Origin of the sequence: Micromonospora antibiotica, from assembly GCF_017599305.1 — a bacterium.
Lineage (GTDB): Bacteria > Actinomycetota > Actinomycetes > Mycobacteriales > Micromonosporaceae > Micromonospora > Micromonospora antibiotica.
Map to the genome: position 1 here is coordinate 111,730 of NZ_JAGFWR010000004.1, position 16,200 is coordinate 127,929.

Sequence of the window (16,200 nt, forward strand, 5' to 3'; positions counted from 1 at the left end):
CGTCGGCGGGTGGAGCCGCACCGATGGTGACCCCGCCACAGTCCGCCGCGACGTGGACGCGTCAGCGACGCCGCCGAAGGGCTTCTCGGCGGCCACGGCGGCAACCGAGCCCCGACCGGTGAGCGCGCCAGCTGTGAACGGCACAAGCGCTGTCTTCCGCAAGTAGCGCCTGGTCGTCGTTGCCGTCGCGGTGTCCACCGTCATGCGTTGATCGTCACGAACTCCCGGATCGTCGTCAATACAGCTGGCTGCCCCGCTTCGAAAGTGCCTGCTACACCAGCAGTGGTGCCGCGCCGGAGTCCCCAGCGGGTGGCAAAGACGGGGTGACCCGAGCCGGATCCGCAACGACAGCAGGCGATTCGTCGTCGGGTCGGTCTCGTCCTTTCGGACGGCCTCGGCGAGGTTGTGCCACAGGTGCCAGCGGTCGGCGACCTTCACCGCGTCGGGCAGAGCGCGGCGGACCGCTTCGGCGTAGGCGCCGGAGGAGTCCCGGTACACCACCTCGACACCGGGATGCTCACGCAGCCACGTCTCCAGGGTCGCAGCCTTACGGTCGGGCAGCACATCGATGCGCTGGCGGGTGACCACGTCGATCAGGACGGTGGCGTAACGACGACGCCGGCACAGCGCGAGGTCGTCCACCCCGAGTACCCAGAGCACCCGCAGGGCGGTCTGCCGGGACACGACCACCGCCAGGACCGACAACAACCGAGCACCTCCCCGGCCGGCCAAATCCCGCGCCATTGCAACGACCTGGCCGATCAACCGGGATGTCCGACGCTGGTAACGCTCCAGAACCCCCGGAAGCTGCTCCCGGAACGTCTCAACCTCAACCTCCTGGCGTTGACAGCCCGCGTACAGACCGTCGCCCTGCCATGCGCCCAGAGCCCCACCACCACAGACGACATCATCGGCGACGCCCGAAGCAGCTACGACGGCAACGCCTACTACGCCGACGGACAGAGCGGTGGCACCGCACCCACTGCCGGCAACCTCACCACCGCCGAGGAGATGAAGGGCTGGAGCCCGTCGAACGGCGGCACCACCACCTGGCTGACCACCAGCCAAACCACCTATGACCCCTACGGCCGCCTCTTCGAAGCCACCGATGTCCGGGGCAACAAGACCACCACCACGTACACCCCCACCGCCGGTGGACCTGTCACCAAGGTCGACACCGTGCAAACCTTCGGCACCCAGACATGGACCACCACCGCCGAGATCGAAGGTGCCTGGGGCAGCACCACCGGCAACATCGACATCAACCTCAAGCGCACCGACCTGACCTACGACGCCCACGGCCGACTGACCAAGGTGTGGCTTCCCAACCGGCCGAAGTCCAGCAACCCGAACTCACCGTCATCCGAGTTCAGCTACACCCTCCGCAACGCCAACGGGGTCAACGCCGTCACCACCAGAGCCCTCAACCCCGCCGGCAACTACGTCAGCACCTTCTCCCTCTATGACGGGCTGCTCCGCGAACGCCAGACCCAAACCGCCGCGAAGGCCGGCAGCGGCACGATCTTCACCGAGAAGACCTACGATGCCGCTGGCCGAGCCACCACGACCACCGACCAGCACTACGACAACTACCTGACCCCCGGCATCAACCTGCACACGATCGACGAGTGGCGCATCAAGGGCCAGACCGTCACCCAATATGACCGCGCAGGACGCGTCACAGAGACCATCCTCCGCTCCTCGGTGAACAACGCGCTCACCGAAAAATGGCGTACCCAAACCCGCTACGGCGGCGACCGAACCTACGTCACCCCACCGGCGGGTGGCACCCCCACCACCACGATCGTCGACGCCCGCGGCAACACCACCGAACTACGCCAGCACCTCACCAGCGGCACCTCGTCCGCCTACGACGCCACGTTCTACACCTACAACCGGAAGAACCAGCTGGTTCAGGTCAAGGACAGCGCCGACAACCCCTGGACCTACGAGTACGACATCCGGGGCCGGCAAACCTCCGCCACCGACCCCGACAAGGGCCTGACCACCACCAGCTACAACGACTACGGCGACATCACCGAGGTCACCGACGCACGGTCCCGCGCCCTCAACGAAAAGCTCGTCTACCAGTACGACCTGCTCGGCCGACGTACCGGCCTCTACGACAACACCATCGCCAGCAACACCAAACGCGCCACCTGGGCATACGACCCGAGTGGCGCCAAGGGTCAACTCGCCTCGACCAGCCGGTGGACCGGCACCAGCCGCACCGACGAGTACAAGATCCGCATCCGCGGATACACCGCCCTCTACCAGCCCACCGGCGAGGACTACGTCATCCCCCCCGCCGAGACAGGGCTGTCCGGCACCTACATCTTCACCCGCCAGTACAAGCCCGACGGCAGCCTGGACACCGAGACCTACCCCAACGCCGGCGGACTCGGCGGCGAGACACTCACCCACACCTACGACCCCATCACCGGCCTCCCCGAACAACTCACCACCAACTACCCCAACGCTGGCCAGTACGTCCTCGACACCACCTACACCGAGTTCGGCGAACTCGGACTAATCCGCTACCAGCAGACCGGCCAGAACTACGTCGACCGATCCTTCGAGTACGAAGACGCCACCAGACGACTCAAGCGCGCCACCACGGCCCGCCAAATCGCCCCCCAGTACGTCTCGGACGTCCACTACGACTACGAGGACGCCGGCAACATCAAACGGATCGCCGACACACCCGCCGGCGGCACCACCGACGTCCAGTGCTTCAACCATGACCACCTGAGACGCCTCACCCAGGCATGGACCCCCACCTCCGGCGACTGCACCGTCACCCCCCAGGCCAACCAACTCGCCGGGCCAGCGCCCTACTGGTCCACCTGGACCTTCGACACGGCAGGCACACCCACCGCGGGCAACCTGCGCAGCGACCGCACCATCACTCCCGCCGGGACCACGGACCGCAGCTACGCCTACCCCTCGGGGACGACCCGCCCGCACGCCGTCAGCGCCATCACCACCACCGGGCTCGGCGCGGGCACCAAGAACTACCGGTACGACGAGAACGGCAGCACCACCTGCCGCCCGAACGCCACCGCCGCCACGAACACCTGCCCACCAGGTGCCGGCAGTGAAACCCTCACCTGGGACATCGAGGGCCACCTCACCGGAGTCACCGACAGCGGAAAGAACCACAGCTACCTGTACGACGGCGACGGCGACAGACTGATCGCCCGCGACCCCACCGGCGCCACTCTCTACCTGCCCGGCACCGAAATCCGCTACACCGCTGCCACCCAGCAGAAGACCGCCACCCGCTACTACAGCTACGCCGGCCAAACCTGCGCCATGCGGCAGAACACTGGCGTCACGTGGATCATCGGCGACCACCAGGGCACCCAAGAGACCGCCATCAGCGCCGGCAACCAGACGGTCACCAAACGCCGGCAGAACCCTTACGGCGCACCGCGCGGCACAAACCCCGCCTGGCCCAACGACAAGGGCTTCGTCGGTGGCGACATCGACGGTGAGAGCGACCCCACCGGACTGACCCACATTGGAGCGCGTTCCTACGACCCCGCCATCGGCCAGTTCATCAGCGTCGACCCACTCATCGACTTCACCAACCCCCAGCAGATGCAGGGGTACTCCTACGCCTCCTACAGCCCGATCACCTTCGCCGACCCCACCGGCGAAATGATCATGAACGACCTCGCCGGCGTCCACACCGGTGACGGCGCGCCCCCGGCGACGCCGCCGAAGGAGAAAAAGAAGAAGAAGAGCAAGTGCGGCATCTTCTCCAGTCTCTGCAACAAAGCGAAGAAGAGCGTCGACAACGGCGTCAAATGGGCCCGCGACAACGCCAAGATCGTGGGAACGGTAGCGGGGGTCGCCGCTGGCGCACTCGCGACCGGCGTCTGCCTCGGCGCGACCGCCGGCATCGGCTCAGTCGGATGCGCCGCGATCGGCGGAGCTGTCGGAGGCGCAGTTGCCTCACTGGTCGAAGACGCCGTCGACCGAGAAGACGACACCTGGCAAGGCATGCTCGGCGGAGCCCTACTTGGCGCCGCCGCAGGAGCCGTCATCGGTGCGGGCGTGGCGGCCGTCGGTGCCGCAGCCTTCGGTGCCTCCGTCGCGCTGAGTAGCGGGATGGGCGTCAAGTCAGCTGTCCAGTTCGGCGGAGGGGCAATCAAGTCAGCCCTGTCCCGCACCGCCGGCAGCGCAGCCACCGCTGCTCCCAAACCCAAGATCCCAAGCCCGGGGAAGGGCTGCCACAGCTTCGACCCCGCAACCCCTGTCCTCTTGGCCAACGGCACCTCTCGCCCGATCGGTGAGATCCAGTTGGGGGACGAGGTCCTCGCCCACGACCCCGAAACCGGTGTCACGGCCAGCAAGGCCGTCGAACAACTTCACCTCAACCAGGACGCCGAGCTCACTGACCTCACCGTCCAGACCGCTGATCGCAGCGAAGTCGTCCTGAAAACCACTCAGAACCACCCCTTCTGGAGCCGGGACCGCGCAGCCTGGGTCGAGGCCAAGGATCTCCAGCCTGCAGAAAGGCTGTTGTCAGGCGACGACACCACCGTCGTTGCTCGCGCCGAGAGCTACGTCGGCTCTCGCCAGATGCGAGACCTTACGGTCGCCGACATCCACACGTACTATGTGGTGGCGGGCAACTCGCCGGTCCTCGTACATAACTGCGGGACCTCAGTTGATGATCTTCGCAATGCTAAGCCGATTGAGGGGCATGGCATTGATCCAGACAAGGCTGCGGACATGCGAACCTGGAGTGACGACGACCTCTTGGACTCACTCAATACCCCTCGTGATGGTGGAGTGGCGCGAATCAATGAGAGCGGAACAATCGTGAACGGGCACCACCGGATAAATGAGATCATTCGACGAGCGGATGATCCCAAAAACAAGAGGATTACGGGAGAAACCAGAGTTCGGATCGAACAATACCGCCGGGATCTCAGCGATTTCTGGGACCTCGACTGATGTCGGGCGACCCAGCGTACCGGCAGGAGTCCAAGATCGGTCCACGTGATGCTGATTTCGGCGTCCGCATGGCCGGTGTCGAAGATTTGGTCCGCATCAATGACGAGAATCGACACCGCGGGTGGTCGGCTCGCTGGAGCTCACACGACGCACTTCGGAGCGAGGTTGCGGCAGGATCGACTGCGATCCTGTGTCCGCTCTTTCGTAACGGCGGACTGCTCGCTGAGTCCCAGTCGTATCGATGCCACGTCTTTTTCGCAAGCAGTAGAGAAAATAGAGGATTGGTATCGCTGATCGACGTCGGAAAGGGCACATTTGAAAACTTGCGCGAGGCGAATTCGATTGAAAACCTGACTCGTGTGGTCAGGCTGCTCATGGACAGCTACGAGTTGACGCCCCTCGGTTGACAACAGGACGACTGCGGTGCCTCACCGGTCGTCACTCCGGTCGCCGCCCGATGACATGATTGTGTTTCGGGCAGCGACCGGAGGGTCGTCCCCCAAGCCATCCATCCTCGGCGAAGGTGGCAGTTGCTATTCCAGAATTGGAACTTCGGTCCCATCGGCAGCGCCGCCTGGCACCACTTCCCCGAGGCTGGGGACTCCATCAGGGAACTCGTCTGCGACGAGCCGGGCTGAGCAATCGAAGCCGACTGGTAGCCCACCCTCTTCGAGTAGCCGTGCACGGTGTCGGGCCCCTGCTGTCCGCCGGGCGGGTCGTGAGCTATCCGGACCCGGACCTGGACCTGGTTCGGCGGTTCGGTCTGTTCTGCCGCGACGTGCATGACAACACCGACCCGGACGACTCCGACGTCTCCTACATGTTCAACATGTACATCCCTGAGGCCGTGGACGACCCCACAAGCGTCCGCGCTTCGGGTGGGTTGATCCGGAGCGGGTCGACCTGGTGCACGCCCGCTATCCCGGCTGTTGGATCGAGGACGACTGACGCCCCGCGTCGCCCCACCTCCATCCCGTGAGGGGTCAGGTCGGGAGGTTGGGTCGTGGCCAGAGCCGCTACGCCGGCTGGGAGCGGTCTGGCGCGCGGCAGCTCGGCCACGACCAAGGTCTGACCATCGTGGAAGGTCTTTCTCGCGGAACTTCGCCTTGGATTAGCGGCCGCGCCGACGAGGCTGTGTGACCTCGTGATCCTCCGCATCGCGGAAGCGCGTTCTGGAACCGAGGGGTTCCCCTGCGGGGTATACGGCCGGTAGCCTTCACTGCATGCACACCTATCGTGTGCAGGGATGCTGTGCGTGGGGGTTCAAGTCCCCCCTCGGACACGAGCAATTTCTATCTGTGCACCGTATGACGTAGCGGTGGTCAAGTATGTTTGACCACCGCCGAAGTTCCTACGACACAGCTGCTGGCGCTCCCCCTGGTGGTAGGCCCTCCGGAGCGAGAGCTGCGACAATATACGCCAGCTTGGCTGTCATCCCCGCTGTGGCCCTGCCTGGTCAGCAGATCAGCGCACGTGGTGCTCCTGGTTCTCCTGCCGCAGCGATGAGGCGACCTCCGTTACCGCTTCCAACCCTCGCCGCCACTCGCAGTCGCCTGGCTGTCTACGGGCTGGTCACGCTGAATGCGCACGGCCGGATCGCTGATCGGTCGGCGATGAAGGTGCTCCAGTGGGTGTCCGGACTGCGATTGGGCAGCAGAGAGCGCCACGGGTTGATTGTGGTATCCGCAGATCCGCAAGGCGTCTTCAAGGTGGCCAAGGAAGGGCATGTCCGGCTGCCGGCGGTGGTTCGCCAGTGGTGCGGCCTCGCTGCCGGTGACCGCGTATTCATCGTGGCTGAACCCGCCAGCGGAGGGCTGGTAGTTCACCCGCCGGCGAAGCTCGACGAGTTGATCACCCAGGCTCACGATGCGGTTTTCGGGGGCGGACGTGAGTGACGCTGCGGCGAATCGTGCTGAGTTGGACGCGGCGCGGCTGCTGCTCGCTCGGGTGGGCACCTGGCCTGCTGATCTGTTGGACGCTGCGGTGGCTCGTCCTGTGTCGCCGACGTTCGCCGAGTATGTTCCGGTGGTGGCGGCTGCTGCGGTCACGGTGGGTACGCGGCGTGCCTACGGCTCCTATTGGAAGCGGGTGGTGGAGCACTGGGGGCGCGGAGGCTGGACGAGCCCACACCCTCGGAGATCGAGCAGTTGGCGGAGTACGTCAAGACGCATGTGGTGGCTCGGCGGAATGCCCGTGGCGGTCGCAGCGCGGCGGAGCATCTGATTGCCGCCCTGCGGTTTCTACAAGAGGGCGGTCGCTGACGGCTTTATCGCGGCGTCGGACAATCCCGCGTTGAAGGTGGCGAAGCCGCGACGGTTGCCGAGCACACGGCGGGCGGTGGCGGACGCCCGGCTGGCCGAGATCAACGAGGTCGCGGGCAGCGCAGGCGACGATCCGGCGCTCGACACCCTGCTCTTGCGGTTGCATACCGAGACGGCGTGCCGGCGCGGCGGGGCGCTGGCGCTTCGCCCGGCTGACCTGGATCCGGAGCAGTGTTCGATTCTACTTCGGGAGAAGGGAGACTCGATGCGTTGGCAGCCGGTTTCTCCCACGCTGATGAGGTATCTACAGCGGCATGCGGAGGAGCGGGGTGCGACGGAGACGGGGTCGCTGCTGCGATACCGCAACGGTCAGCCCCTCACGTATCGGCGGTATGACCATCTGTGGGTACGCATCGGCGAGCACCTGCCGTGGGTGTACGTGCAGCAGATCAGCACTCACTGGCTGCGTCACACCACCTTGACCTGGGTGGAACGGAACTTCGGCTACGCCATCGCACGCGCCTACGCCGGTCATTCGGAAGGCGGTGGTGATGCCGGTACCACAGCCACTTATGTGCGAGCGACGTTGCAGGAGATCGCCGCCGCCCTGTCGGCGCTTACCAACGAGCCACATCCTCTGAGCTAGACGTCGGGTGGGACCTGGTCCTACGAGGCTGGGTCCCACCGATGCTGCGGTTACCGTGGCCACGTCCGCGCCCAGGCAGCAGCGGAGACCGACCGGGACGGCTGGTGAAACACCACACCGTCACGAGCGGGCCCGCCACGTGCACCGGCTGCTACGGCGACCGGCCCGAACGGGGGAGTGTGGTGTTTTCGACTCTGTCTCACATTCGGCTCTGTCTCACATTCGGGATGCTGTTGGTGATCTTGGTTGTGTGATCGGGGTGGGGCGCGCCGCTGCCAGAGGGGACTGTAAAACGAACGGCCCTGTCTCACATTCGTCGAGGTGGACGGATGCCGGGTGCTGCGGGTGCGGAGCCGGGCCGCGCCGAGCGCCATCGCGGCGATCCTACTGGCGCTGCGCGATGCCACCGGCCTGCGCCCGCACGCGCATTTCGGGGTGGTCCGAGGGCAACCCGATCGCGCATCTGCTGCGCTATCTGCTTCTCGGCCAGGGTGGCACGCCGCCGGTGGTGCGGGAGATCATTCGTAAGGTCGAACCGGATCCGGCCCGCCGCCCCGGTATCCACGTGGGCGGTTGACGCCCTCGGCCGGACGGGAAGCTGACGTGGGTGGGCGTGGTGGGTGGTCGGCTCGCGCGGGCCGGGCGCCCCAGGATCGCCCGGCCAGGGTTCATCCGGCCGTGGCCGACCTGCAGGGTCCGGCACGCGTCCGCCGACGTCGGACGGCCCGATGTGAGGGCTGGCGGACGGGGCTGGCGGGACGCGCCCGGTCCGGCTGTGGGCCTCGGCCTGACCGGCGGTTCACGGCAGGACTTCCGGGTCCGGCTCGCCGTGCGTGGGGGCCGCGACGGGCACCGGGAAGCGCATCCGGCAGACGATGGCGTCGGTGTGCCGGCGTACGGCGTGTTCGAGCACCACGCCCCGGTTGTTGCGCAGGATCCGTTCCCACCGTCGGGCGGGTTCCATCTCGGGGATGATCACGAAGACGTGCCGTCCGGGGTAGTGCCGGCGCAGGTGTTCGGCGAAGGGCCGGCCGAGGTCCCGGTCGGTGGATTCGATGACGGTCAGGGGCACGCCGGGGTGCCAGGTGTCCCATTCGGCGCGGATGCGATCAGCGGCGGCGGGTTCGTCGACGTGGGTGATGTGCACGGCGGTGATCTCGTCGCCGAGGGACAGGGCGGCGTCCAGGGCCTGACGGGTCAGCTCGGAGACACCCCCCACCGGCACGACCACGACCGACGGGCCTGGATGCGGAGGCGCTGGGGTTCGTCCGAGCTGCAGGGTGGTGCCGAAGCGCTGGTAGGCGCGGTGTACCCGTTCGAACGCGACCACCAGCAGGGGCAGCGCGACGGCGATGAGCCAGGCGCCCTCGGCGAGCTTGCTCGCGGTGGTGACGATGGCGGCGGCGAAGGTCAGCATGGTGCCGAAGCCGTTGAGGGTTATTTTCCACCGCCAGCCGGGCCCGCGTTCGATCAGCCAGTGCCGGACCATGCCGTACTGGGCGATGGTGAAGCCGACGAACACGCCGATGGCGAAGAGCGGGACGAGGGTGTTCATCTGCCCGTTGGCGGCGACGAGGAGGACGGCGGAGACGGCCGAGAGCACCAGCACGCCGTAGCGGTAGACCTGGCGGCGGGCGCGCAACGCGAAGACGTGTGGCAGGTAGTTGTCCTGCGCGAGCAGTTTCGCCAGCACCGGCAGCCCGCCGAAGGAGGTGTTGGCCGCCAGCGCCAGCAGCACCATGGTGGCGAGCTGTACGACGTAGAAGGCGACCCCGTGCCCGAGTGCGGCGTCGGTGAGCTGGGCCAGCACGGTGACGCCTTCGACCGGGCGGATCTGCAGGCGACCGATCAGGGTGGCCAGGCCGATCAGCATGATCCCGAGCAGCGCGCCGAGGGCGACCTCGGCGCGCTGCGCCCGGCGTACGGCCGGTTCCCGGAACGACGGCACGGCGTTGGCGACGGCCTCGACGCCGGTCAGCGCGGCGCAGCCGTTGGCGAATGCCTTGAGCAGCAGCAGCGCCCCGACCGCCTGCAGCGGGCCGGCCGCCGGTGGCGCCTCGGCGACGGCGGTCGGGGTGTCCCGCAGCAGCCCGGCGATGATCACCGTGAGGATGGCGCCGACGAACACGGCGGTGGGGAGGATGAACACCCGGGCGCTGGTGGCGATGCCACGAAGGTTCACCAGGGTGATCGCCGCGAGGACGACCAGGCACAGCTGCACCGTGTATGGCAGCAGCGCGGGGAACGCGGAGGCCACGCCGCCACGCCGGCGGCGACGGAGACGGCCACGTTGAGCACGTAGTCCACGACCAGCGAGGCCGCTGCGACCAGGCTGGTGCGCCGGGACAGGTGCCGCTTGGCCACCGCGTACGCGCCGCCGCCGTCGGGGAACGCGGCGATCACCTGCCGGTAGGAGAAGACGAGCACCGCGAGCAGTCCGGTGATCGCCAGGGTGACCGGCAGCGTGAAGCCGAGCCCGACGCCTCCGGCGGCGGCGAGGACCAGCACGATCGCCTCGGGCCCGTAGGAGACCGATGCCATGGCGTCCAGCGACAGGGCGGCCAGCCCGCCGAGCACCGACAAGCGGTCACGGCCGGGGACGGCGCGGCCGGAGCGGCGTGCGCGCCAACGCGAGGCGGGGCGACGCCGCGGATCGGTGCCCGTTGTGGCGATGTCGTCGGTGCCAGCGGCGACCGAGATCGAAGCGTCGAGCATGAGGCCCAGGATGCGCCGCTGGTAGCCCGACCAGCGGGGTCGACTACGCGTTCTTCACGGCATGCTGACCGATTTCTACGCCGTCTTCACGCCGCGGCCGGATCAGCCGAAACCGGGTCGGTCCATGCGGCAGAGCGGGCGCCGTTACGGCCGCGTCAAAAATCGTGCCGTGGTCGTAGCGGGTGCGTGAAAACCGTCGACGGTGGCCAGTCGCCGGGGGTGATATGGCGACGAGGGATCGAGGTGCGGGCCCTCGCCGTCGCAGGAGGCGCGTGATGACTGTCGATCCGGATCCGTCGGCCCCGGCCGGCCGACAACCGACACCGACCGGTGTCAGTGTCGCGGCAGGTTGGGCGGTGATGGTCGCTGCGGCCCTGCTGGCGGCGGCGGTGTTCCCGCCCTCGGAGCCACCGGGGCGGATGCTCGTCATGACCGTCGCGGCCGGTGTCTTCGCGTCGGTGGTGGCCGACCTGCGCGCGGTGGCCGCCGTCACCGGGCTCGGGATGGCCACGTACGTCGGATTCCTGGCCAACCAGTTCGGCGACCTGACCGCCACCGCCGACGCCTGGTCCTACGCCGTGGTGATCGGCTTCGCCGGCGTGCTCGGAAGCGGCTACCGACTCTTGCGCTCCATCCCGGGGCCGCCCGGCGGAGAGCCTGACCGGGGGGCGGAGTGCCGGCCGTTCACGTGCGGACCCGCCCCGGTGGTCTCGCCGCCGGATGCCCCGCTCGGTGACTCTCGTGGGGCGTGACCGCTCGGCCACCGCCCCGGACACGACGGGCTGCGGCGGCCTGTCCAGTCCTGCACCGCCGCACGCCGCCACCTCGGATGGGTCCTTGTCCATCTGCGTGGAACTGGTGACCGGGCGTGGCCGGGACTGGTGGCCGCGCCCCGGCCGCGTGTTCACGGCCCACCGCCGGCACACCTTCGCCCAGTTGGCTGAGGCGATCGATGTCGCCTTCGGCCGCTGGGACCTCGCGCACCTGCGCATGTTCGTCCTGCCCGACGACATCGATGTGAGCTGGTCGGCCTGGGGGGACGGGCCGGCGTTTCCCGGCACCCGCGACGGCCGCTCCAGCCGACTGGACACGCTGACGGTCGGCACGGCGTTCGCGTACGTGTTCGACCTGGGCGAGGACTGGACGCACCTGTGCACCGTCGGCCGCTGCGACGCCCCCGCCGAGATGCCGCAGCCGTCGCAGCCGCCCCGGCCCGACCGGGGGTGGGGAGATCTGCCCGATCAGTACGGGCGTCACCAGGCCGACGACCCGATCAGCGCCGCAGCGCCACGCGGCTCGTCGACGCTGCTGTCGGACCTGCCGCCGATCCTGCCCTCCTGGGGTGCCCAGGGCTGTGGGTGGCCGCCCCGCGCAGCCGGCGATACCGTCCCGCGCCCCCGGTGACCCGTTTCACCTGATCAGCGTCCCGCGTTAAAAGAGCGTCAAGAATCGCCCGGGCGGCGTGATGGTTGCGTTAACGACCCTGTTCGTCGGAGGCCCGAGGCGCTTTGATTGCCCGGCGCGGCCGGATGGCGGTCGCGACGAACCCATTGCCGGTTAGAGGAGTCAGCCGTGTCTGACGTGCTGTTCGTGGTGTTGACGGTGGGGCTGTTCGCAGCGCTCGCCCTCGTGGTGAGGGGTGTGGAGAGGCTGTGAGCGCCGTCAACGCCGTCGGCTTGGTGCTGGCGATCGGCCTGGCCGTGTTCCTGGTGGTCGCCCTGTTGTTCCCGGAGCGGTTCTGATGACCATGACAACAGCGGGCGTCGTCTTCGTCCTGTCCCTGGTCGCGGCCCTCGTCGCGGTCTACAAGCCGTTCGGCGACTACATGTTCCGGGTGGTGTCGGGCACCGAGCAGTCCCGCATGGAGCGGGGCATGTACCGCCTGGTCGGGGTCAACCCGGCCGCCGAGCAGTCGTGGGGCGTGTACGCCCGCAGCGTCCTGGCGTTCTCCGCGATCTCGATCCTGTTCCTCTACCTGTTGCAGCGGGTGCAGGACAAACTGTGGCTGTCGCTGGGTTTCGACCCGGTGGTCCCGCACGGGGCGTGGAACACCGCGGTGTCGTTCGTGACCAACACGAACTGGCAGTGGTACTCCGGTGAGTCGACCATGGGCCATCTGGTGCAGATGGCCGGGTTGGCGGTGCAGAACTTCGTCTCGGCCGCGGTGGGCATCGCCGTGGCGGTGGCCCTGGTCCGTGGCTTCGCCCGCAGCCGTACCGGCGAGCTGGGCAACTTCTGGGTCGACCTGACCCGCATCGTGCTGCGGATACTGCTGCCGATCGCGGTGTTGGGGGCCCTGGCGCTGATGTTCGGCGGCGTGGTGCAGAACCTGTCCGGCGGCACCGACGTGACCACGCTGACCGGCGGCACCCAGACGATCACCGGCGGGCCGGTGGCCAGCCAGGAGGTGATCAAGGAACTCGGCACCAACGGGGGCGGCTTCTACAACGTCAACAGCGCCCACCCGTTCGAGAACCCCACCACCTGGACCAACTGGATCGAGATCTTCCTGATCCTGTTGATCCCGTTCAGCCTGCCCCGGGTCTTCGGCCGGATGGTCGGCCAGAACCGGCAGGGCTACGCCATCGCTGCCGTCATGGCGATCCTCGCGCTCGCCAGCATCACCCTGACCAACGTCTTCGAGTTGAGTGGGCACGGCACCGTCCCTCAGGCCGTCGGTGCGGCCCTCGAAGGCAAGGAGGTCCGGTTCGACGTGTCGAACTCGGCTACCTTCGCCGCCGCCACCACGCTCACCTCGACCGGCGCGGTCAACTCGTTCCACGACTCGTTCACCCCGCTCGGCGGCGGGATGTTGCTCGGCAACATGATGCTCGGCGAGGTCGCCCCCGGTGGTGTCGGCGCTGGCCTCTACGGACTGTTGATCCTGGCGGTGATCACCGTCTTCGTCGCCGGGCTGATGGTCGGGCGCACCCCGGAGTACCTGGGCAAGAAGATCGGCTCCCGGGAGATCAAGCTCGCCTCACTGTATTTCCTGGTCACCCCGGCGCTGGTGCTGACCGGCACGGCGGCGGCCTTCGCCACCGGCAACAACTCCACCGCGCTCAACGTCGGCCCACACGGGCTCTCCGAGGTGCTGTACGCGTTCACCTCGGCCAGCAACAACAACGGCTCCGCGTTCGCCGGCATCACGGTGAGCACGCCGTGGTGGAACACCGCGCTCGGCCTCTGCATGCTTCTGGGTCGCTTCCTGCCGATCATCTTCGTGCTCGCCCTGGCCGGCTCGCTGGCCCGCCAGCAACCCACCCCCGCCTCCGAGGGCACCCTGCCGACCCACCGACCGCTCTTCGTCGGGATGGTCGTCGGCGTCACGGTGATCCTGGTCGCGCTGACCTTCCTGCCCGCCCTCGCGCTCGGCCCGCTGGCTGAGGGGCTGTGACCACCATGAGAGAGAAGGACATGACCACGTCCACGCCGGCGCCGCACGGCACCGCCGACGCGGGGACCGCCGGCACCCCGGCCACCCGGGGCAACCGGGCCGGCGGCGGCCTGCTCGACCCGAAGCAACTGTTCCGCTCCCTGCCGGACGCCCTGCGCAAGCTCGACCCGCGCACCCTGTGGCGCAACCCGGTGATGCTGATCGTCGAGATCGGCGCGGCCTTCACCACCGTCCTCGCGGTGACCGACCCGTCGGTGTTCGCCTGGGCGATCACGATCTGGCTGTGGCTCACCGTGCTCTTCGCGAACCTCGCCGAGGCGGTCGCCGAGGGGCGCGGCAAGGCCCAGGCCGCCACCCTGCGCCAGGCCAAGAAGGACACCATCGCCACCCGCCTGGTGGGCTGGACACCCGGCGCCGCAGCCGACCGCTACCGGGAGCAGGCCGTCCCGGCCCCCGAGTTGAAGCAGGGCGACGTCGTCCTGGTCGAGGCCGGCGGCATCATCCCCGGTGACGGGGACATCGTCGAGGGCATCGCCAGCGTCGACGAGTCGGCCATCACCGGTGAGTCCGCCCCCGTCATCCGGGAGTCCGGCGGCGACCGCAGCGCCGTCACCGGCGGCACCCGCGTCCTCTCCGACCGGATCATCGTGAAGATCACCCAGAAGCCGGGGGAGAGCTTCATCGACCGGATGATCGCCCTGGTCGAGGGCGCGAACCGGCAGAAGACGCCGAACGAGATCGCACTGAACATCCTGCTCGCCGCGCTCACGGTCATCTTCCTGCTGGCCGTGGTCACCCTCCAGCCCCTTGCCATCTACTCGAAGGGCTACCAGGCCGCCGCGCCGGACTCCGGGGCGATCACCGACGCCGGCGTCACCGGCGTGGTGCTGGTCTCCCTGCTGGTCTGCCTGATCCCCACCACCATCGGCGCCCTGCTGTCGGCCATCGGCATCGCCGGCATGGACCGCCTCGTGCAGCGCAACGTCCTGGCGATGAGCGGCCGGGCCGTCGAAGCGGCCGGGGACGTCAACACGCTACTGCTCGACAAGACCGGCACGATCACCCTGGGCAACCGGCAGGCCGCCGAGTTCGTACCCGTCGAGGGGGTGACCGCCGCGACGGTCGCCGACGCCGCGCAACTGTCCAGCCTCGCCGACGAGACCCCCGAGGGGCGATCGGTGGTCGTCCTGGCGAAGAACGAGTTCGGGCTGCGCGAGCGGGAGCCGGGGCTGATGCCGCACGCGACGTTCGTGCCGTTCACCGCCCAGACCCGGATGAGCGGCGTCGACCTCGCTCCCGGCGCCGGGGACGGACCGGCGCGCCAGGTCCGCAAGGGCGCCGCCGCGGCGGTGATGAAGTGGGTACGCGACAACGGCGGGCATCCCACCGCCCACGTCGGGGAGATCGTGGACACGATCAGCGGCACCGGCGGCACCCCGCTGGTCGTCGCCGAGCACATCGAGGGTGAGCCGGCCCGCGCCCTCGGCGTGATCCACCTCAAGGACGTGGTCAAGGCCGGCATGCGGGAGCGGTTCGCCGAGATGCGCCGGATGGGCATCCGAACCGTGATGATCACCGGGGACAACCCGCGTACCGCGCAGGCGATCGCCGACGAGGCCGGCGTGGACGACTTCCTCGCCGAGGCCACCCCGGAGGACAAGCTCGCCCTGATCCGCAAGGAACAGGAGGGCGGTCGGCTGGTCGCGATGACCGGGGACGGCACCAACGACGCCCCCGCCCTCGCGCAGGCGGACGTCGGGGTCGCGATGAACACCGGCACGTCGGCGGCGAAGGAGGCCGGCAACATGGTCGACCTGGACTCCGACCCGACCAAGCTGATCGAGATCGTGGAGATCGGCAAGCAGTTGCTGATCACCCGGGGCGCGTTGACCACCTTCAGCATCGCCAACGACATCGCCAAGTACTTCGCGATCATCCCAGCCATGTTCGCCGGCATCTACCCGAGCCTGGACACGCTGAACATCATGCGACTGTCCAGCCCGGAATCGGCGATCCTCTCGGCGGTCATCTTCAACGCGATCGTCATCGTCGCGCTCATCCCGCTGGCCCTGCGCGGCGTGCGCTACCGCCCGGCCAGCGCGTCGACGTTGCTCAGCCGCAACCTGCTGGTCTACGGCCTCGGCGGCATCATCGTGCCGTTCGTCGGCATCAAACTCATCGACCTGCTCATCCAGTTCGTCCCGGGGATCTGA

11 protein-coding genes and 2 pseudogenes are annotated in these 16,200 nt (G+C 68.2%); 10 read left to right on the plus strand and 3 right to left on the minus strand.

All coding sequences use genetic code 11. The features are described 5' to 3' along the window. Positions 1-387: 387 nt before the first annotated feature. A pseudogene (locus JQN83_RS10545) lies at positions 388-849 on the minus strand (transposase); the annotation flags it as partial. A 162-nt stretch (positions 850-1,011) separates the two neighbouring features. On the opposite strand from JQN83_RS10545, the gene JQN83_RS34475 reads away from it, so the two are divergent. From JQN83_RS34475 to JQN83_RS32955, 5 genes and pseudogenes are all read left to right on the plus strand, one after another. Then, positions 1,012-4,968, plus strand: a complete 3,957-nt coding sequence (locus JQN83_RS34475) for a polymorphic toxin-type HINT domain-containing protein (RefSeq protein WP_208566923.1) — start codon at positions 1,012-1,014, stop codon at positions 4,966-4,968. Then, positions 4,968-5,375, plus strand: a complete 408-nt coding sequence (locus JQN83_RS10555; RefSeq protein WP_208566924.1) for a hypothetical protein — start codon at positions 4,968-4,970, stop codon at positions 5,373-5,375. The genes JQN83_RS34475 and JQN83_RS10555 overlap by 1 nt, the downstream gene beginning before the upstream one ends. A gap of 1,206 nt (positions 5,376-6,581) precedes the next feature. Then, entirely contained in the window at positions 6,582-6,863 is a 282-nt protein-coding gene (locus JQN83_RS10560) for an AbrB/MazE/SpoVT family DNA-binding domain-containing protein (RefSeq protein WP_208566925.1), read from the plus strand. 403 nt (positions 6,864-7,266) lie between these two features. Beyond that, the gene (locus JQN83_RS10565) at positions 7,267-7,875 is read left to right on the plus strand and encodes a tyrosine-type recombinase/integrase (protein WP_307799188.1); all 609 of its coding nucleotides are present in this window, start codon (positions 7,267-7,269) and stop codon (positions 7,873-7,875) included. Between the two features lie 315 nt (positions 7,876-8,190). Then, positions 8,191-8,452 (plus strand): annotated as a pseudogene (locus tag JQN83_RS32955) (amino acid transporter); the annotation flags it as partial. 222 nt (positions 8,453-8,674) lie between these two features. Here the strand turns inward: JQN83_RS32955 and JQN83_RS10570 are convergent. Both JQN83_RS10570 and JQN83_RS10575 read right to left on the minus strand, forming a co-directional pair. Continuing rightward, entirely contained in the window at positions 8,675-10,132 is a 1,458-nt protein-coding gene (locus JQN83_RS10570) for an APC family permease (RefSeq protein WP_208566926.1), read from the minus strand. Further along, positions 10,054-10,590: an APC family permease gene (locus JQN83_RS10575; RefSeq protein WP_208566927.1), complete on the minus strand. Its 537-nt coding sequence runs from the start codon at positions 10,588-10,590 to the stop codon at positions 10,054-10,056. The genes JQN83_RS10570 and JQN83_RS10575 overlap by 79 nt, the downstream gene beginning before the upstream one ends. Before the next feature lie 275 nt (positions 10,591-10,865). Between JQN83_RS10575 and JQN83_RS10580 the strand changes: the two genes are divergently transcribed. The 5 genes from JQN83_RS10580 (at position 10,866) to kdpB (ending at position 16,200) form a co-directional block, all read left to right on the plus strand. Further along, positions 10,866-11,342: a hypothetical protein gene (locus tag JQN83_RS10580; RefSeq protein ID WP_208566928.1), complete on the plus strand. Its 477-nt coding sequence runs from the start codon at positions 10,866-10,868 to the stop codon at positions 11,340-11,342. 85 nt (positions 11,343-11,427) lie between these two features. Further along, positions 11,428-11,994 (plus strand): plasmid pRiA4b ORF-3 family protein, encoded by a 567-nt coding sequence (locus tag JQN83_RS10585; protein WP_208566929.1) that lies wholly within the window; start codon positions 11,428-11,430, stop codon positions 11,992-11,994. A gap of 248 nt (positions 11,995-12,242) precedes the next feature. Further along, the gene (gene kdpF, locus JQN83_RS10590) at positions 12,243-12,332 is read left to right on the plus strand and encodes a K(+)-transporting ATPase subunit F (RefSeq protein ID WP_074475088.1); all 90 of its coding nucleotides are present in this window, start codon (positions 12,243-12,245) and stop codon (positions 12,330-12,332) included. Then, positions 12,332-13,987 (plus strand): potassium-transporting ATPase subunit KdpA, encoded by a 1,656-nt coding sequence (kdpA, locus tag JQN83_RS10595; RefSeq protein ID WP_208566930.1) that lies wholly within the window; start codon positions 12,332-12,334, stop codon positions 13,985-13,987. Before kdpF ends, kdpA begins: the two co-directional genes overlap by 1 nt. 20 nt (positions 13,988-14,007) lie before the next feature. After that, positions 14,008-16,200 carry a potassium-transporting ATPase subunit KdpB gene (gene kdpB, locus JQN83_RS10600; protein WP_208566931.1) on the plus strand — a complete coding sequence of 731 codons (2,193 nt, stop codon included), beginning with the start codon at positions 14,008-14,010 and terminating at the stop codon, positions 16,198-16,200.